The following is a 17,595-nucleotide window of genomic DNA, read 5'->3' on the forward strand; positions in this document are numbered from 1 at the left end:
CCGGCGTCGAACTGTCGCGCCGGCTCGCGAAGTGAACGAAGCCGGCTTGCGCGCACCGTGTTGAAGGCGCGGCAAGCCGGGGCGCCTAGCGAGGATCGCTAGGCATTTGCCTTCGTGACCGCGCGCGCGGCGAGCACCGGAATCAGATGCGCGCGATACGCGGCGCTCGCGTGCATGTCGTCGTTCAGCTCGTCGGGCGACACGCTCACTGCACGTGCCGCCTCGGGCGTGAAGTTCGTCGACAGCGCGCTTTCGAGCTCGGCCACGCGAAACACCGATGACGCCGCCCCCGTTACCGCGACGCGCACGCCGCTCGCGACCTTCGCGACGAACACGCCGACCAGCGCGAAGTGCGAGGCCGGATTGCGGAATTTCTCGTATGCGGCACGCTCGGGCACCGGAAACTCGACGGCGACGATCAGCTCGTCGGGCGCGAGCGCGGTCTCGTACATGCCGACGAAGAAGTCGGCCGAAGCGATGCGCCGCCGGTCCGTGACGATCGTCGCATCGAGGCCCATCGCCGCCGCCGGGTAGCACGCGGCCGGGTCGTTGTTCGCGAGCGAGCCGCCGATCGTGCCGAGCGCGCGCACCTGGCGATCGCCGATATTCGCGGCCAGCTCCGCGAGCGCGGGCAACACGCGCCGCACGTCCGCGTGTTCGGCGACGTCCGCGTGACAGACGGCCGCGCCGATCGTCACCATGCTGGCGTCGACGGTGATCGTCCTGAGCGCGGGAATGCGCGTCACGTCGATCAGTTGCGACGGCTGCGCGAGACGCAGGCGCATCGTCGGCAGAAGGCTCTGGCCGCCGGCGAGGAACTTCGCGTCGCTGTCGGCGGTGAGGGCTGCGGCGGCCGCTTGCGGATCCGTCGCGCGTTGATACTCGAATGAATACATGTCGAATGCTCCGCTCAGGATCGTTGGGTCAGTCTTGCTTCGCCGCTTGAATCGCGGACCAGACGCGATGCGGCGTGGCCGGCATCTGCAGATTGGTCACGCCAAGCGGCGCGAGCGCGTCGATGATCGCGTTGATCACGGCCGGCGGTGAGCCGATCGCGCCCGCTTCGCCGCAGCCCTTGACGCCGAGCGGATTGTGCGTGCACGGCGTGCCCTTCGACGTTTCGACCGTGAAGTCGGGCAGGTCGGACGCATGCGGCATCGCATAGTCCATGTACGAGCCGGACAGCAGCTGGCCGCTGTCGTTGTCGTACACGCAGCGCTCGAGCATCGCCTGACCGATGCCTTGCCCGAGCCCGCCATGCACCTGACCTTCGACGATCATCGGATTGATCACGTTGCCAAAATCGTCGACCGCGGTGAACTGCTGGATGCGGGAGACGCCGGTGTCCGGATCGACTTCGATCTCGCAGATATACGCACCCGACGGATACGTGAAGTTGGTCGGATCGTAGAACGCGCTTTCTTCGAGCCCCGGTTCGAGCACGTCGAGCGGATAGTTGTGCGGCACGTACGCGGCGAGCGAGATCTCCGCGAACGCCTTGGTGCGGTCGGTGCCCGCGACGCGGAACACACCGTTCCTGAACTCGATGTCCTCAGCCGACGCTTCGAGCAGATGCGCGGCGATCTTCTTCGCCTTTGCTTCGATCTTGTCGAGCGCCTTCGAGATGGCCGAGCCGCCGACCGCGATCGAACGCGAACCATACGTGCCCATGCCGAACGCGATGCGGCCGGTGTCGCCGTGCACGATCTCGACGCTTTCGAGCGGAATGCCGAGGCGATCCGCGACGACTTGCGCGAAGGTCGTCTCATGCCCCTGGCCGTGACTGTGCGAGCCCGTGAACACGGTGACCGAGCCGGTCGGATGTACGCGAATCTGGCCGACTTCGAACAAGCCCGCGCGCGCGCCGAGCGCGCCCGCGATGTTCGACGGCGCGAGACCGCATGCCTCGATGTAGCACGAATAGCCGAGGCCGCGGCGCTTGCCGTTCTTTTCGGATTCCTGCCGGCGTGCGGCGAAGCCCTCGACGTCCGCGAGCGTGAGCGCGCGCGACAGGATCGCGTTGTAGTCGCCGGTGTCGTAGGTGAGGCCGACCGGCGTCGCGTACGGGAATTGCGTGATGAAATTGCGGCGGCGGATTTCCGCGGGGTCGAGTTTCATCTCGCGCGCCGCGGCTTCCACCAGGCGCTCGACGACGAACGTCGCTTCCGGCCGGCCCGCGCCGCGATACGCATCGACCGGAACGGTGTTGGTGAAGACGGCCTTCACTTCGGCGTAGATCGCGGGCGTCGCGTATTGCCCGGCGAGCAGCGTCGCGTACAGGATCGTCGGCACGCTCGACGCGAACGTCGACAGATACGCGCCCATGTTAGCGATCGTATGCACGCGCATGGCGAGGAACTTGCCGTCGGCGTCCAGCGCAAGCTCGGCTTTGGTCACGTGATCGCGGCCATGCGCATCGGAAAGGAACGCCTCGGAGCGCTCGGCGGTCCATTTGACCGGCCGGCCGATCTTCTTCGACGCCCAGGTGAGCGCGACGTCTTCGGCGTACAGGAAGATCTTCGAGCCGAAGCCGCCGCCGACGTCCGGCGCGATCACGCGCAGCTTCGATTCCGGCAGCGACAGCACGAACGCGGCCATCAGCAGCCGCTCGACGTGCGGGTTCTGATTCGCGACGTACAGCGTGTAGCTCTCGTCCTGCGCCGAATAGTTCGCGTTGACCGCGCGCGGTTCGATCGCGTTCGGCACGAGGCGGTTGTTGACGATATCGAGCGTGGTCACGTGTGCGGCTTTCGCGAACGCGGCGTCGGTCGCGGCCTTGTCGCCGTGGCCCCAGTTGTAGCAGACGTTGTCGGGCACTTCGTCGTGCACGGCCGCTTGACCCGGGTCGGCCGCATGCGCGGTATCGACGACGGCCGGCAGTTCTTCGTAATCGACGTCGATCAGTTCTGCCGCATCTTTCGCCGCCTTGATCGATTCAGCGATCACGAGCGCGACCTGATCGCCAACGTGCCGTGCTTTCGTATGCGCGATCACCGGATGCGGCGGCTCGTTCATCGGCTTGCCGTCGGTGCTATGGATCAGCCAGCCGCACGGCAGTCCGCCGACGTTGTCGGCGGCGAGATCCGCGCCGGTGAAGATCGCGATCACGCCCGGCGACTGTTTGGCCGCGCTCGTGTCGATGCTTCTGATCTTCGCGTGCGCGTGCGGTGAGCGCAGGAACTCCGCGTAGGTTTGCTGCGGCAGCACGATGTCGTCGGTGTACTGGCCTTTGCCGGTCAGGAAGCGATAGTCTTCCTTGCGTTCGACGGCGGCGCCAATCAGGCTCTGTGTATCGGGTGCGTTCATCGACGGCTCCTCAGGCGGCGGTGGCGCCGGCGGCATTCGCGCCGGCAGATGCGCTCGATGCGGCGGACTTCATACCCGCGGCGCCCTCGAGCACGGCCTTGACGATGTTGTGATAGCCCGTACAGCGGCATAGGTTGCCGTCGAGCTGCTCGCGCACCTCGTCGCCGGTCAGATCGGGTTGACGCTGCACCAGCGACACCGCGTTCATCACCATGCCCGGCGTGCAGAAGCCGCATTGCAGACCGTGGCAGTGTTTGAACGCGGCCTGCATCGGATGCAGCGCGCCGTTGTGCGCGAGCCCTTCGATGGTCGTGACTTCCGCGCCATCGGCTTGCACGGCGAGGATGTTGCAGGACTTGATCGCGCGGCCGCTCAGATGCACGGTGCAGGCGCCGCATTGCGCCGTATCGCAGCCGACATGGGTGCCGGTCAGACGGAGTTGATCGCGCAGGAACTGGACAAGCAGGGTGCCAGGGTCGACTGAGGCGCTCACGGGCGCGCCATTGACCGTCAGACTGATGCTGATCGCCATGAAGCTGTCTCCTATATTGATCGGAGCGAGCGCTTCGGCGTATCGATCCCTGCCTCGGCGCAGACCACGATCCCATGCAAGATAGTTGCTGTGGGTGAGACCGGACCTGTGATTGTTATTGCCCCTGCTTTGCTTCGACTGCGTGCTGACTTCGATTCGCCAAGTCCGATGAGGGTGCTACGGGTTTTACAAATCTGCCGAAAAGTAAAGCACAAATCGCGCGGGCGCGCTATGAGGGGAAGTGTGTTCGGCGCGCGCGAGCGCACGAAGAGAACACGGCGGCCACGGAATGGGACGCCGCAAAGACAAGCGCCCCGTCTGCGGAGCATGACGGGGCGCATCGATAGATCAGCGGAAAGCGAGGCCACGCTCGCGAGCATTCAGCTCATTGGCGTGGCTTCATCGGAACGGCGCTTTACTTTGCCAGTTTCGAATGACGGCGCGAGTAGCCGAAATAGATAACCATGCCGATCAGCAGCCAGATCACGAACGCGCCCCACGTGATGCCTTGCAGATTCAGCATCAGGAACAGGCACGATGCGACCGCGAGCACCGGCACGACCGGCACGCCAGGGCAACGGAACGCGCGCGGCAGCTGTGGGTGCGTCTTGCGCAGCACGAGCACCGCGATCGATACCACCGAGAACGCCGCGAGCGTGCCGATATTGATCAGCTCAGCCAACACATTGAGCGGCACCAGCGCGCCGATCAGGCCGAAGAAGATGCCGACGAGCCACGTCGTGAAGAACGGCGTCGCGAAACGCGGATGCACTTTCGACAGCTTCGCGGGCAGCAGGCCGTCGCGCGACATCGCGAAGATCACCCGCGTCTGACCGTAGGCCATCACGAGAATCACGGTCAGCATGCCGAGCACGGCGCCGAGGTCGATGAAGCCGGCGACCCAGTTCTGCCCCGCGAGTTGCAGCGCGTACGACACCGGGTGCGAAATGCCCATGAACTTCTCGGACGGCACGATGCCGGTGACGACCGCGGCCACGGCCACATACAGCACCGCGCACACACCGAGCGACGCGATGATGCCGATCGGGAGGTCGCGCTTCGGATTCTTCACTTCTTCGGCCGCCGACGACACCGAGTCGAAGCCGATGAACGCGAAGAACATCACCGCGGCCGCGCCGAACACGCCGCTCCAGCCGTGAGGCATGAACGGGTGCCAGTTGGCCGGCGTGACGTGAAACACGCCGACGCCGATCACGAGCAGCACGACGACGACCTTGATCGCAACCATGATGTTGTTGATTCGCGCGGATTCGCGCACGCCGAGCGACAGCAGCGTGGTGATCGCCATCATCACGAGGAAGGCGGGCAGGTTGAACAGCGTTTCGTGTCCGGGCACGGCGCCGGGGGCTGCGCTCAGCGCCATCGGCAGCGATACGCCGAAGCCCGACAGCAACGACTGCAGATAGCCGGACCAGCCGACCGACACCGCCGAGGTCGCGAGCCCGTACTCGAGCATCAGGTCCCAGCCGATGATCCACGCGGCCAGTTCGCCGAGCGTCGCATACGAGTACGTGTAGATCGAACCGGCGACCGGAATCGTCGATGCGAATTCAGCGTAGGCGAGCGCGGCGAAGCCGCAGGCGATCGCCGCGATCAGGAACGAGATCATCAGCGCGGGACCGGCCTGTAAGGCGCCCGTGCCGGTCAGCACGAAGATGCCGGTGCCGATGATGGCGCCGACGCCGAGGAAAGTCAGGTCGAGCGCGCCCAGCGCCTTTTTCAGGCCGGCGGTCTGAGCGCTCGCCGCAAGCATGTGCTCGACGCTCTTTTTGCGAAACAGGGACATTGGCGTGGGTCTCCAGTGGTGCACGCGTGTTGCGCGCCGAATGTCGGGAAAACCCGCGATTCTAGCGGATGCGTGTCGCCGGGCTGGTTCGCGCGCGGCGCTTTCTGGGCCAAGGCGATGGGCGGAAACTCCCGCCAGGAGGTGATTTCGAGGAGGTCTTGCGGTGCCGGAAGCGGGGCGGCGGTGAAGCTATTTACTGAATAGTCAATTGATGAGGATGGAATCTCTCCGATTGCGCCGGCGCCACGATCGGACGACTGCGGCGCAACGCCGCAGGCACGGCTGGCGGCGCCTGCTGGGCTAGCCCGCCATCGCGGGATTCAGATCGACCAGGCGGTTACTCATTACATAAAAGGTCAACTCGGCGTTGTTGCGCAGCTTCATCTTGTCGAGCAGCCGCGTGCGGTACACGCTGACGGTCTTCACCGACAGCGACAGCGCGGCCGCGATATCGGTGAGACGTTTGCCGGACGCGAGCATGCACAGCGTCTGGTACTCCCGATCGGACAGCTTTTCGTGCGGCAACTGCTCGCCGTCGAACGACACGTAGTCGGCGAGCGCCTCGGCCATCTCGAGGCTCACGTACTTGCGGCCCGCCGCGACCTGCTGGATCGCGCCGATCATCTGCGCGGCATCGACCGTCTTCGACAGATAGCCGGACGCGCCGGCTTTGAGCGCGCGCACCGCGTACTGGTCCTCGCGGTACATCGAGAACATCAGCACCGCGACGCGCGGCGCCTTGCGCTTCAGACGCTTGAGCACCTCGACGCCATTCATGTCGGGCAGCGAAATGTCGAGCAGCACGACGTCGAAGCTCTGGTGGACGACCAGGTCGAGCGCTTCGGAGCCGCTTTGCGCCTCGGCGACCTCGCGCGCGACGCCGCGATCGAGCAGCAGATGGCGAACGCCCTGGCGGACCACCGCGTGATCTTCGACGATCAGGATGCGCAGGCTCATGGTCGCGGGCTCACGATTGCAGCGCGCGCCGGGCGGCGCGCGGCGTTGGGGCGGCCGCGAGCAGCGCGTGCCACGCGAAGCGGGCCTGGATCAGGGTGCCGCGCGGGGTGATGGCGCCGTTGTTGCCAGCGCCGCTGTCCTCGCCACGACCGACGCTCGTGCGCCTCGCGCTGATTCGCAGCGTGCCGTCGAATGCGGCGCAGCGCGCCTGCATGCCGGCGAGGCCGAAATGACCGCCGTTTTTTTTCTGGCCACCGCGTTCGCGCGCGCCGCGCGGCAGGCCGATGCCATCGTCGCTAACGAGGAGCCTCAGATGACGCGCACCGGTTTCGACGCGCAGGTCGGCGCAGGTCGCGCGCGCGTGCTTCGCGATGTTGTTCAGCGCTTCCTGCGCGACGCGGAACACGGCGAGCGCGGCATCGGCGGGCAGGCGCGCGAGCCGCGCGTCGACGCTGCAGGTGAAGGTGATGCGCAAGCCGGTGCGCATGGAGAAGTCGCGGGCCCAGCACTGCAGCGCGCCGGCGAGGCCTGTCTCGAACGACGGCGCGTGCAGTTGCGCGATGGCGTCGCGATTTGCCGCCTGCACGGCGTCGAGCGAACGATTCGCGACCGCGAGCGCGGCCGCGCATTGCGGGGGCGCGTCGGCGGGCAGCCAGGTTTCGATGCCGGCGAGCGCGAAGCGCGTCGCAGTCAGCTCGGCGCCGACGCCGTCGTGCAGCTCGCGCGCGACGTGACGGCGCACGCTTTCCTGCGCGTCGACCAATTCGGCCGACAGCTCGCGTACCCGCGCGCGCAGCCGCTCGATCTCGCGCGCGGCGAGCGATGGCATGTCGAAGCCATCACGCTGCGCGGACGAAGCCAGCGCAGCGTTGAACGGGACGGCAGTCGACGTATCCATGAATTTCCCTCTCAGGAGGCGGAGTGGACGGCGAAGCGGGCACGCGCAGACGGAATCAAAGCCCGCGAATCACGAGGTTTCGCGTCGGACGAAACACGATGGCCCAACGTAACGAAATTTACATTCAGTAACAACTCGGATTGACGACGATCGGTGCATGAATTCGTCTGATCTCGCGGCGCGATGATATCTCAAAAAGATTAAAAAAGCAGTCGTACCAAGGCTTAGCGCAGAGTCTTCAGAGATTACATGATGTTTACCGCGGACTCGTGCTGTCAGAGGAATTCTGACAGCGAAGGTGACGCAACGCGCTCCGATTTGTAACGGAGCAACAAAAAAAGGAGCCCGGAGGCTCCTTTTTTTCGGGAATTCGCGGCGCGCGGGCCGCGAAGAAGAATGCCGGCCGGCTTAGCCGACGAAGGCCTTTTCGACCACGTAATGGCCCGGCTCGTTGTTGCTGCCTTCCTTGAAGCCCGCGTCTTCGAGCAGCTTGCGCGTGTCGCGCAGCATGTGCGGGCTTCCGCACAGCATGACGCGGTCGTCCTCGAGCGAGAAACCCGGCACACCGAGGTCGGCGAACAGCTTTTCGGTTTCGATCAACTCGGTGATGCGGCCGCGGTTCTGGAACGCTTCGCGCGTGACGGTCGGGTAGTACAGCAGCTTTTCCTGTACGAACTCGCCGAGGTGTTCATGCGCCGGCAGGTGCTCGGTGATGTATTCCTTGTACGCGAGTTCGTCGACGAAACGGCAGGTATGCGTGAGGACCACGCGCTCGTAGCGGTCGTAGATGTCCGGATCCTTGATGATCGACATGAACGGCGCGAGGCCCGTGCCGGTGGACAACAGCCACAGCGTCTTGCCCGGCAGCAGGTTGTCGGCCACCAGCGTGCCGACCGGCTTCTTGCCGATCAGCACTTCGTCGCCGACCTTCAGGTGCTGCAGTCGCGATGTGAGCGGGCCGTCCTGTACCTTGATGCTGAGGAATTCGAGATGTTCTTCGTAGTTCGCACTGGCGAGGCTGTATGCGCGCAGCAGCGGCTTGCCCTCGACCTGCAGGCCCACCATCGTGAACTGGCCGTTTTCGAAACGGAACGACGGATCGCGCGTGCAGGTGAAGCTGAAAAGCGTATCGGTCCAGTGATGGACGCTCAGGACGGTTTGTGAATTCAGGTTGCTCATGGCTTCTTGGATAGTGCGAAAACAAAGGCGGCCAGTCGTCTGAGCCGGCCGGCACGGCAAGGGGCGATGCTGCGCTGACCCGTGGTCGGGACTCCCGCGCAATCCGTCATTTTACCGTGCCCGCCGGGGCGGGGCCGCGGCGCGGCGGTCGAGCGTGGTAAAGCGGGTTGCTAAACCGGGAAGCGGCGGCGCCGGCTTGCTGGCGCCGCGAAGTACGTTGGCGTGAGTGCGGCCGTGCTACAGCGGGGTACGGCGATTCGGCGAACGCCGCGAAGGGCGGCTGCCATTGGTTACCCGGCAGGCGCGAAAGCGACGCGCCGCAAGGGCAACATTTTCAAGATGATACCGAAAGGCGGCGTGCGCTGCAGCATTGACCCTGCTGATAAAACTGGCAAATGGGGCGGAACCCTGCCGGCGCCATCGAGATCGCCTCGCTTTCGACTATCGTTTGCGCGCCGCGATTTTTTGGGGAATACGCCCGACGTTGCCTCGTTTACGCAGGAGGCGAGTCGCGCTAAGCCAGGCAGCGCGGTGGGTGCGCGACTCGTCCTGGCGGCTGCGGCCGCCCATGCGAGTAGGAGGTGTCAAATGGAGGCTTCTCGTGCGATATCTGCATTCGGTTCATACACTGGCTTCGACGGGTTGGTGATACGGGCACGCGCATCGCGCCGCGTGCGTCGCGCGCCCGACCCGAAACGTCCTAGCGAAATCGTCGAGTTCACCGTCGACGGACAATTCGTCGCTCAAATGTCGGTCGACCCTGCGCCGGGCTCCGCGTTCGGCCTCGCGTTCGGCCTCGCACCCGGCCTCGATAGCAAGCGCCACTTGCAGTTCACCGCGGTAGACGACGCCACGAATACGGCGACCGTCTGGACGTTGCGCACCGACAGTCAATAAGGAAACCGGGACGACGATCGGGGACGTCGTGACGCGTCGGGGACGCGTCACGGTCACACGGTTTCGCGGCGAGTCTATCGGTACACAGAGATGGGTCGGGGGCGGCGATTGTGGCGGCAAGCCTCGGCCAAGTAAGGAAATTCTGTCCGATGGAATTGATGACGCCAATTCGCAGGTGCCGCTTGCTCACACCGCCGGCACCCGCTTTTTTCCGCGCTGTTTCAACACGCGCGCCTGCAGCACGATCACGAGTAGCAGGAACACGCCGCGAATCACCGATTGCCAGTACGCGGACAGACTGATGAACCCGAGCCCGTTCTCGAAGTTCAGCAGATTGAGCACGAGCCCGAGCAGCAGCACGCCGGCAATCGTCATCGCGACTGAACCCTCGCGCCCGCGGCGACGCTCAGATTCGCGGAACGGCACCAGGTTGATCTCCCGGTAGATCGTGCTGATGCCCGCTTCGCGCGCCTGCTTGGGCGTGCGGAAATCGAGCATCGTCGTGACGAGCTGCAGCTTGTCCATCTCGGCCATCGTGCTTTGCACGACCGTCTGGCCGTCGCGCATCACGGTCACGCGATCGCACAGCGCGTACAGCTCGTCGAGCCGGTGCGAGACGAAAATCACCGCGCGGCCGTCGTCGCGCAGCTTGCGCACGACGGTGAACAGCAGTTCGACTTCGCGCTCGTCGAGCGACGACGTCGATTCGTCCATGATCACCATCTTCGCGTCCGACGACACCGCGCGCGCAAGCGCCACCATTTGCCGCCATGTCTTCCTCCAGTAACCGGTGACGGTTTATTTGCTTTTCGTGCTGCTCGGGATTGCCTCTGTCCAGCCGGGGGGGCCGACGTTGGTTCGCCGGCGAGCGCGCGATTGGCTATGACCCACCGGTGCGCTGTCTTCCCGACCCGACGTGCCGATTATTCCACTCAAAATTATTATTGGTCAATCGCTAATAATATTAATTGTCGCCGGTTTTGCCTCGGTAGTTACCCGGACCGAGGTGCGTTCCACCAGCGGTCCGTCGAGCTTGACCGTGCGATGGCGCACCGGCGCGCCGGCTGCGCGGTTGTGCTCTTCCTGCAGCAGCGTTTCGACGGCCCAGCGGCCGAGTTCGTAGTTGGGCAGCACCACCGTCGACAGCGGCGGATGCGTGTGGCGCGCGATTTCCTGGTCGTCGTAGCCGAGCACCGACACGTCCTCGGGCACGCGCAGGCCGAGCTGCTTGAGCGCCTCGATCGCGCCGATCGCGGTCAGGTCGTTGGCGCAGAAGATCGCGGTGGGCGGATTGGCCTCGCGCATCAGCGACAGCGTCAGCTCGAAGCCGAGGCCGGGGCTCCAGTCGCCGTCGCGCACGAGTTCGGCCGCGAAAGGCAGATCGGCGGTCGCGAGCGCGGTGCGGTAGCCCTTCAGGCGGTCTTTCGCGGCGTCCTGCCACGGCTCGCCGTTGATGTAGCCGATGCGCCGATGGCCGGCCTGCAGCAGGTACTCGGTCGCCAGATGGCCGCCCGCGACCTCGGCTGGCACCACGGACGAGAACGTGCTGTCGCCGGTGTAGCAGTTCAGCAGCACGGTCGGCACCTGCGACAGCGCGCTCGGCGGCGCGACCTTGCGCGTGTAGACGGTCGCGTAGATCACACCGAACACGTGCGGATTGGTGAGGACCGTGTCGAGTACCTGTTTTTCGATGTCGGCGTTGCCGTGCGTCGAGTAGACCGCCAGCATCTTGCCGCTCGCGTACGCGGCGTCGCGCGCGCCGTCGATGTTGACGACCGGGTGCGGGCTCGTCGAGATTTCGTCGGCCAGATAGACGATCAGGTTGCGCTCGTCGCTCGATGCCGCTACGGGCGCGCGCAGCGACAGCCGGTAGCCGAGGTCGTGCGCGGCCTTCAGCACCTTGTTGCGGGTCGCATCGGAGAATTTCGCGCCGGCCGCGTTGTTGAGCACGAGCGAGACGGTGGATTGCGACACGCCGGTGAGCTTGGCGATGTCGGTCATGGTGGGACGGCGTTGAGTCGATTTTTTCATCGGGCGGGCCGCGCGGAGGCGGCGCTGAAGCGGGGGAATGCCAGCGGCATCATGCTGCTGACGGTACCATTCTGACGGTACCACTAATAATATGCGCGCGGCAACGCGCGCTACCCGCCATTTGGGAACGGAGCGTACGGTCAGTTACCGGCCCTTTTTGAATGAATTTATTACTAATAATATTGACTAATGGTGCGGTGTCGTGCGATTCTCGCTCGGGGCGGACTGAGGTGGTCCGCCGGCCGCGGGGGTGCGCGGCACGTCAAAGGAGATATGAACGCACGTTGATGCCGCTTTCCGCTCGCGGTTTCGCCTCGTCTGACCATGCGCGACGTTTCCCTGAATCCTGCCCGGCCGCGCGAGGCACATGCCGTGACTCGATCGGCGACTCGACGCTCATGGCTCGACGATCCCGTGATCGCCGCGCGCCTCGTCACGTTGTCGGCCGGTGCGTTGCGAGCGGTGCTCGCGCCGGACGTTGGCGGCGCGCTCGCGGCGTTCTACGAAGTCACGCCGGAAGGTCCGTTGCACTGGCTGCGACCGGCGCTGCCGGAAGCGTTCGAAGCGCGCGATCCGCTGCGCATGGCGAGCTTTCCGCTGTTCCCATACTGCAACCGGATTCGCGATGCGCGCTTCGCGTTCGACGGCGCGACGATCGATCTCGCCGGCAACGACCCGCGTTTCGCCCACGCGCTGCATGGCAACGCGTGGCGGCATCAGTGGCGCGTCGGCGCGCGCAGCGAAAGCGCGGTGGACTTGCACTTCGAGCACGAACCGGATGCGAGCGCGACTGGCGACTGGCCGTTTCGCTATCGCGCGCGGCAGCGTATCGAGTTGCGCGGTGGCGCGCTCCACATCACGATGTCCGCGCGGAATCTCGCCGGCCGGCCGATGCCGTTCGGCATGGGCCATCATCCGTACTATCCGCGCACCGCGTCGACGCGCATCCATGCCGATGTGCAGGCGATGTGGCACGCGGACACCGACGTGCTGCCGACGCATCTCGGCCCGCATCCCGCCGTCGACGCCTTGCGCGCGGGCATGTCGCCCGATGCGTTCGATCTCGACAACAACTTTTCAAACTGGTCGCGCGTGGCGACGATCGCGTGGCCCGACGAGCGCCGCAATCTGACGATGCGTGCCGACGCGCCGTTCGATCACCTGGTCGTGTTCGCGCCGGTCAATGATCCGCAGCTATGCGTGGAACCGGTCACGAATACGACCGATTGCTTCAACGCGGTGGGTACACAAGAACACGTCGGTGGCTGCGTATTGCAGCCGGGGGAGGAGATCGAAACGGCGTTGAGCTGGACGCCGCATCGCGAGTGAGGCGGGACGCGCGTTCCGTTGGCGAAAGCTCAACCAGCAGAAGCGCTCACTCCAGCCGCAACTTCGCCATATACGGCAAATGATCGGACAGCCACGCGGTCTCCTGCGTCGGCTGGATCCATTCGACCGGCTGCATGTCGCGCACGAACATCTTGTCGAGCGACAGCGCCGGCGAGAACGCCGGGAACGTGCGCGCCGGTTCGCCGAGCAGCGTCGCGACTTCCTGCAAGCCATGCTCGCGAAAGAGCGGCACCGAATCGTTGCGCCAATCGTTGAAATCGCCGGCCAGCACGAGCGGACCGTCGGGGGCTTCCTTCGCGATCCAGTGCGCGATCCAGTCCATCTGCCGCAACCGCGCCGGACGCGTCAGCGCGAGATGCGCACAGAGCAACGTGACGAGTCGTCCGCCGAAGGTCGCACGCGCGACCAGCAGGCCGCGCTTTTCGAAGCGGTGCGCGGAGATGTCCCAGCGGCCGCCGAGATCGAGCGGATGCGGCGACAGGATCGCATTGCCGTGCCGCCATGACGGCTTGAACACGTTCGGGCCGAGCGCGACTTCGAGTTCGAGCGCGCGCGCGATTTCGGTTGCCTGACAGTGCCATACATCGGTCAGTGGATCGCCCATCGGCGTGCCGAAACTGCTCGCCAATACCGGCGAGGGCATACGCCGCGCCATCGCTTCCTGCAGGAAGTACGCGTCCGCGTGGGTCGATTGAACCCAGCGCTGCATCGCCTGCCAGGCCTGAAAACCGAGCGGTGTGCGGCCCTTGTGCAGGTTCCAGCTCACCGCGACGAAATCGTTCGGAGCGAGGCTCTCGCGGATCAGTTCTTCTGGGTTTCGCATGCCGCGTTATCCACGTGTTCTGTTTGAGCGCGTCGGTAAGGCGCGCGGTTCCTGTCAGTTCGGATTGCTGCTGCCGGTCGCGGCGCCATTGCCGCTCATGTCGCCGTTCGTGCCGTTGCCGTTCGCACCGTTGCTCACGACGTTCGCATGCACGCGGTACACGAGGTTCGGATTGTGATCGACGATCGTCCAGCTCGCCCATTGATCCGGCGGCACCACGAGACCCGGGTGGCTCGCGCTCACCTGGCGCGGCTGCGGCGGCAGCTTGCAGCCGATGTCGGTGCGCCGCGCATTGTCGTCCTCGAGCGTTTCCTGCGTGTCGATCGAAAACATCACGCCCTCGGGATCGACGCGCAGCGGCGACACCGTGATCGTGCGTGACAGATCGATGCTGCCGGCCGGCTGGTCCTTGCAGCCGACCTCGTGTTGCACGACCTGGTGATGCGTATCCGTGCGCGCCTGGCCGACGGTCGTGGTGCCGTCGAACGAATCGATCTGCTGGCCATCTTTCACCACCTGCAGCTGCCATTGCACGACCTGCTGCGCTGGCTGTTGTTGCGCGTGGGCGAGCAACGAAGCGCCAAGCAGCATGGCCACGATACTGGTTTTCCACATAAAAAGGATCTCCGCTTACGCGTCGCTTGCGTGGGTGCCTCGTCGCAATTAGAGAGCCATCTTACCCCCGATGGCCGCAACGATTTCTGACACGGTCGACGAGGGCCGGTTCAGCAACCCTCCATTCCAGATGAGGATGGGATGCCCGCGATCGTTAGCAGCAGAGCCACATGACTGCTGGCTTGCACGCGTTTGTGTCCTCGCTACACTGGACTCGAACCGGCGCTCACAAGGCGCCGCCGCTGCAGAATCAGCCAAACGGGGTGAGCGATGACGACAGCAATGGTCAAACAGGAAATCGCCGTGGCCTCGTTCAGCCGGGTGTATGACCTCGACGAGGTCGAAAGCGCGCTGAACGGTCTCGGCGAGGGCGCGAACGAGGCGCTGCGCGCGACCTACGAAAAGATGCTGAAAACCGGCAATCTGCGATTCTGCGTGAAGCCGAACCGGATGCCGTCGATCGACGATCTGATCGGCGCGCTGCCCAATTTTTCCGCACCGCTCGACGACATCCGCAAGCAGGTCGCGCTGTGCCTCGAAACCGAGGACCGGCTCGAACTGATGCCGATCCTGTTGCTCGGCGAGCCCGGCATCGGCAAGACGCATTTCGCGAAGCAGCTCGCGCGCCTGCTCGGCACCGCGTACCAATACGTCGCGATGAGTTCGCTGACGGCGGGCTGGATTCTGTCGGGCGCGTCGTCGCAATGGAAGAACGCGAAGCCGGGCAAGGTGTTCGATGCACTCGTGAACGGCAGCTATGCGAACCCGGTGATCGCCGTCGACGAAATCGACAAGGCGAGCGGCGATTCGCAATACGATCCGCTCGGCGCGCTGTATGCGCTACTCGAACACGACACCGCCCAGAGCTTCATCGACGAGTTCGCCGAGATACCGATCAACGCGGGCAACGTGATCTGGATCGCGACCGCCAACGACGAACGCGCGATCCCCGAGCCGATCCTGAACCGCATGAACGTCTACGAGATCTCGCCGCCGGACCACGCCGGCGCGCGACGCATCGCGCAGTCGATCTACGACGAGATCCGCGGCGCGCACAACTGGGGCCTGCGCTTTCCGGGGACGCTTGGCGAAGCGACGCTCGATGCGCTCAAGCGGGCGTCGCCGCGCGAGATGCGCCGCGCGATCCTGAACGGCTTCGGCGCGGCGCGCATCGCGGGACGCGACCAGATCGAGCCCGCCGATATCCGCCTCGATTACGGAAACCGGCGAAAACCGATCGGTTTTTGAGGTTTTCGGTCGGTTTTTTGCACCCAAACCCCGCTTCTCTGGAATTTGGGGAGCTGTTTCGGCAAATTCATACAGCCTGCGTTGTGAATGCTGCGGCAATTATTGCTATTTTCGATGTGGAGCGCAGAATCGAGCGCAGCTTGCGCCGCCATCGCCTGGTCGGCGCGCACGAACGTTTGTCACTTCTGTCTGTACCGAGTCGTACAATTTCCCGTGCCGGTGATAAAAAGACATAAGCAGACCAGCGGACAGACGCGTTCGACAACAAACGGAACGCGGCGGCGAGGTGCCGTACTTGTCTTCCTTCCATCGGCTGAACGAGGCAGCGCGCGGCCCAATGCGCCGCGTCAACGGATATGGATCAGATCGAATGTGTAGTGATCGGCGCCGGCGTGATCGGCCTCGCGACGGCGCGCGCGCTGGCGGCGCGCGGGCGCGAGGTGATCGTGCTGGAGGCCGCCGACGCCATCGGCGTGGGCACGAGTTCACGCAACAGCGAAGTGATTCACGCGGGCATCTACTATCCGCGCGGATCGCTGAAGGCCACGCTGTGCGTGCGCGGCCGCGAAATGCTGTATGACTATTGCGCCGAGCGCAACGTGCAGCATTCGCGCTGCGGCAAGCTGCTCGTCGCCACGTCGCGCAACCAGATTCCGCAGCTCGAAAGCATCATGGCCAAAGGGCGCGACAACGGCGTGCTCGACCTGATGCGCGTCACCGGCGATCAGGCGCAGGCGCTCGAACCGGCGCTCGAATGCGTGGAGGCAGTGTTTTCGCCGCAGACGGGGATCGTCGATAGTCATCAGTACATGCTCGCGCTGCAAGGCGATGCCGAGCGCGACGGCGCCGTGTACGCGTTCCATGCGCCGGTCGAGGCGATCGAGGCTCACAACGGCCGTTTCACCATCGCGGTCGGCGGTGCGGCGCCCACCACGATCAGCGCTGCCTGCGTGATCAACAGCGCGGGTCTGCATGCGAACGCACTCGCGCGCAAGATTCGCGGACTCGACTCGCGCCACGTGCCGCCGCTCTACCTGGCGCGCGGCAATTACTTCAGCATTTCGGGGCGCGCGCCGTTCAGCCGCCTGATCTATCCGATGCCGAACGAAGCCGGCCTCGGCGTGCATCTGACGCTCGACCTGGGCGGCCAGGTGCGCTTCGGCCCCGACGTCGAATGGGTCGATGCGATCAATTACGACGTCGATCCGCGTCGCGCGGAGTCGTTTTATGCGGCGATTCGCGCGTACTGGCCGGCCTTGCCCGATGGCGCGTTGCAGCCGGCGTACGCCGGTATTCGTCCGAAGTTGTCCGGCCCGGGCGAGCCCGCCGCGGACTTCATGATCCAGGGGCCGGCCGCGCATGGCGTGCGCGGGCTCGTCAATCTGTTCGGCATCGAGTCGCCGGGGTTGACGGCATCGCTTGCGATTGCGCAGCGGGTCTGCGAGCTGAGCGGGCGGCCTTGAGGCTGCGTTTGGACCGTACCGATCCGCTTATCTTTAGCATTTGGAATATCACGGGCGACGGCTACGTTGCTATGCTTGGCGAACGCTGTCATCAGAACGGCGTTGATTCCAATATAAATGGAGTGAGTCCCCATGAGTTCTTCCCGTCGTACGTTTTTGATCGCCAGCATCGGTGTGGCATCGACGCTCGCGCTGTCGCGCCAGGCGTTCGCCGACGCGCCGAAAGTCTCCGAAACCGATCCGACCGCGCAGGCGCTTGGCTACAAGGCGGACGCGAGCAAGGTCGACAAGGCGAAATTCGCCAAATACACGCCTGGCGAGCAATGCAGCAACTGCAGCTTCTTCCAGGGCAAGGCGGGCGATGCCTACGGCCTCTGCCCGATGTTCGCGGGCAAGCAGGTCGCGGCCACGGGATGGTGCAGCGCCTATAACAAGAAGGCCTGATCAAGCCTGCGCGGCGCAAGCCGGGCCGGTTTTTCAAAGCTTCAT

The 17,595-nt window shown here is 64.9% G+C and carries 14 protein-coding genes and 3 pseudogenes; 5 read left to right on the plus strand and 12 right to left on the minus strand.

Annotation, left to right across the window (positions count from 1 at the left end; all coding sequences use genetic code 11):
- Positions 1 to 98 precede the first annotated feature (98 nt).
- From OKW40_RS17240 to OKW40_RS17270, 7 genes are all read right to left on the minus strand, one after another.
- A complete protein-coding gene (locus OKW40_RS17240; protein ID WP_187612077.1) occupies positions 99 to 896 on the minus strand; it encodes an FAD binding domain-containing protein in 798 nt (265 codons plus the stop codon).
- Between the two features lie 28 nt (positions 897 to 924).
- Complete coding sequence (locus tag OKW40_RS17245; protein WP_429490648.1) at positions 925 to 3,306, minus strand: xanthine dehydrogenase family protein molybdopterin-binding subunit; 2,382 nt, start codon at positions 3,304 to 3,306, stop codon at positions 925 to 927.
- A 10-nt stretch (positions 3,307 to 3,316) separates the two neighbouring features.
- Positions 3,317 to 3,838 (minus strand): (2Fe-2S)-binding protein, encoded by a 522-nt coding sequence (locus tag OKW40_RS17250; protein WP_429490650.1) that lies wholly within the window; start codon positions 3,836 to 3,838, stop codon positions 3,317 to 3,319.
- A 415-nt stretch (positions 3,839 to 4,253) separates the two neighbouring features.
- The gene (locus tag OKW40_RS17255; RefSeq protein ID WP_429490652.1) at positions 4,254 to 5,645 is read right to left on the minus strand and encodes an amino acid permease; all 1,392 of its coding nucleotides are present in this window, start codon (positions 5,643 to 5,645) and stop codon (positions 4,254 to 4,256) included.
- Positions 5,646 to 5,945: 300 nt separating this feature from the next.
- A complete protein-coding gene (gene rqpR / locus OKW40_RS17260) occupies positions 5,946 to 6,602 on the minus strand; it encodes a response regulator transcription factor RqpR (protein ID WP_429490653.1) in 657 nt (218 codons plus the stop codon).
- A 10-nt stretch (positions 6,603 to 6,612) separates the two neighbouring features.
- Positions 6,613 to 7,500 (minus strand): sensor histidine kinase, encoded by an 888-nt coding sequence (locus OKW40_RS17265; RefSeq protein WP_429490655.1) that lies wholly within the window; start codon positions 7,498 to 7,500, stop codon positions 6,613 to 6,615.
- Between the two features lie 408 nt (positions 7,501 to 7,908).
- Complete coding sequence (locus OKW40_RS17270) at positions 7,909 to 8,679, minus strand: ferredoxin--NADP reductase (RefSeq protein WP_018419136.1); 771 nt, start codon at positions 8,677 to 8,679, stop codon at positions 7,909 to 7,911.
- A 684-nt stretch (positions 8,680 to 9,363) separates the two neighbouring features.
- On the opposite strand from OKW40_RS17270, the pseudogene OKW40_RS17275 reads away from it, so the two are divergent.
- Positions 9,364 to 9,576: pseudogene (locus OKW40_RS17275) on the plus strand (hypothetical protein); the annotation flags it as partial.
- Positions 9,577 to 9,762: 186 nt separating this feature from the next.
- Here the strand turns inward: OKW40_RS17275 and OKW40_RS17280 are convergent.
- From OKW40_RS17280 to OKW40_RS17290, 3 genes and pseudogenes are all read right to left on the minus strand, one after another.
- A pseudogene (locus OKW40_RS17280) lies at positions 9,763 to 9,972 on the minus strand (ABC transporter permease); the annotation flags it as partial.
- A gap of 96 nt (positions 9,973 to 10,068) precedes the next feature.
- Positions 10,069 to 10,338: pseudogene (locus tag OKW40_RS17285) on the minus strand (sugar ABC transporter ATP-binding protein); the annotation flags it as partial.
- 186 nt (positions 10,339 to 10,524) lie between these two features.
- Positions 10,525 to 11,577: a LacI family DNA-binding transcriptional regulator gene (locus tag OKW40_RS17290; RefSeq protein WP_429490657.1), complete on the minus strand. Its 1,053-nt coding sequence runs from the start codon at positions 11,575 to 11,577 to the stop codon at positions 10,525 to 10,527.
- Between the two features lie 354 nt (positions 11,578 to 11,931).
- Here OKW40_RS17290 and OKW40_RS17295 point away from each other — a divergent pair, with 354 nt between their 5' ends.
- The gene (locus OKW40_RS17295) at positions 11,932 to 12,936 is read left to right on the plus strand and encodes an aldose 1-epimerase (RefSeq protein WP_429490659.1); all 1,005 of its coding nucleotides are present in this window, start codon (positions 11,932 to 11,934) and stop codon (positions 12,934 to 12,936) included.
- Between the two features lie 46 nt (positions 12,937 to 12,982).
- On the opposite strand, the gene OKW40_RS17300 is transcribed toward OKW40_RS17295, so the two are convergent.
- The gene (locus OKW40_RS17300) at positions 12,983 to 13,780 is read right to left on the minus strand and encodes an endonuclease/exonuclease/phosphatase family protein (RefSeq protein ID WP_184060845.1); all 798 of its coding nucleotides are present in this window, start codon (positions 13,778 to 13,780) and stop codon (positions 12,983 to 12,985) included.
- 54 nt (positions 13,781 to 13,834) lie between these two features.
- Positions 13,835 to 14,395, minus strand: coding sequence for a hypothetical protein (locus OKW40_RS17305; RefSeq protein WP_429490661.1), 561 nt, complete (start codon positions 14,393 to 14,395; stop codon positions 13,835 to 13,837).
- A gap of 270 nt (positions 14,396 to 14,665) precedes the next feature.
- Here OKW40_RS17305 and OKW40_RS17310 point away from each other — a divergent pair, with 270 nt between their 5' ends.
- The 3 genes from OKW40_RS17310 (at position 14,666) to OKW40_RS17320 (ending at position 17,550) form a co-directional block, all read left to right on the plus strand.
- Positions 14,666 to 15,643, plus strand: coding sequence for an AAA family ATPase (locus OKW40_RS17310; protein ID WP_184060843.1), 978 nt, complete (start codon positions 14,666 to 14,668; stop codon positions 15,641 to 15,643).
- A gap of 356 nt (positions 15,644 to 15,999) precedes the next feature.
- Complete coding sequence (locus OKW40_RS17315; RefSeq protein WP_429407751.1) at positions 16,000 to 17,106, plus strand: NAD(P)/FAD-dependent oxidoreductase; 1,107 nt, start codon at positions 16,000 to 16,002, stop codon at positions 17,104 to 17,106.
- 132 nt (positions 17,107 to 17,238) lie between these two features.
- Positions 17,239 to 17,550: a high-potential iron-sulfur protein gene (locus tag OKW40_RS17320; protein ID WP_429490663.1), complete on the plus strand. Its 312-nt coding sequence runs from the start codon at positions 17,239 to 17,241 to the stop codon at positions 17,548 to 17,550.
- Positions 17,551 to 17,595 lie beyond the last annotated feature (45 nt).

Source organism: Paraburkholderia sp. RAU6.4a (assembly GCF_050435625.1).
GTDB classification, from domain to species: Bacteria; Pseudomonadota; Gammaproteobacteria; order Burkholderiales; family Burkholderiaceae; genus Paraburkholderia; species Paraburkholderia tuberum.

Bases quoted from the DNA above. Each gene is read 5' to 3' on its own strand.
- OKW40_RS17265 (WP_429490655.1), bottom strand. From the start codon at position 7,500: ATGGATACGTCGACTGCCGTCCCGTTCAACGCTGCGCTGGCTTCGTCC.
- rqpR (WP_429490653.1), bottom strand. From the start codon at position 6,602: ATGAGCCTGCGCATCCTGATCGTCGAAGATCACGCGGTGGTCCGCCAG.
- OKW40_RS17310 (WP_184060843.1), top strand. From the start codon at position 14,666: ATGACGACAGCAATGGTCAAACAGGAAATCGCCGTGGCCTCGTTCAGC.
- OKW40_RS17255 (WP_429490652.1), bottom strand. From the start codon at position 5,645: ATGTCCCTGTTTCGCAAAAAGAGCGTCGAGCACATGCTTGCGGCGAGC.
- OKW40_RS17320 (WP_429490663.1), top strand. From the start codon at position 17,239: ATGAGTTCTTCCCGTCGTACGTTTTTGATCGCCAGCATCGGTGTGGCA.
- OKW40_RS17315 (WP_429407751.1), top strand. From the start codon at position 16,000: ATGGATCAGATCGAATGTGTAGTGATCGGCGCCGGCGTGATCGGCCTC.
- OKW40_RS17270 (WP_018419136.1), bottom strand. From the start codon at position 8,679: ATGAGCAACCTGAATTCACAAACCGTCCTGAGCGTCCATCACTGGACC.
- OKW40_RS17305 (WP_429490661.1), bottom strand. From the start codon at position 14,395: ATGTGGAAAACCAGTATCGTGGCCATGCTGCTTGGCGCTTCGTTGCTC.
- OKW40_RS17300 (WP_184060845.1), bottom strand. From the start codon at position 13,780: ATGCGAAACCCAGAAGAACTGATCCGCGAGAGCCTCGCTCCGAACGAT.
- OKW40_RS17295 (WP_429490659.1), top strand. From the start codon at position 11,932: ATGCGCGACGTTTCCCTGAATCCTGCCCGGCCGCGCGAGGCACATGCC.
- OKW40_RS17245 (WP_429490648.1), bottom strand. From the start codon at position 3,306: ATGAACGCACCCGATACACAGAGCCTGATTGGCGCCGCCGTCGAACGC.
- OKW40_RS17250 (WP_429490650.1), bottom strand. From the start codon at position 3,838: ATGGCGATCAGCATCAGTCTGACGGTCAATGGCGCGCCCGTGAGCGCC.
- OKW40_RS17290 (WP_429490657.1), bottom strand. From the start codon at position 11,577: ATGACCGACATCGCCAAGCTCACCGGCGTGTCGCAATCCACCGTCTCG.
- OKW40_RS17240 (WP_187612077.1), bottom strand. From the start codon at position 896: ATGTATTCATTCGAGTATCAACGCGCGACGGATCCGCAAGCGGCCGCC.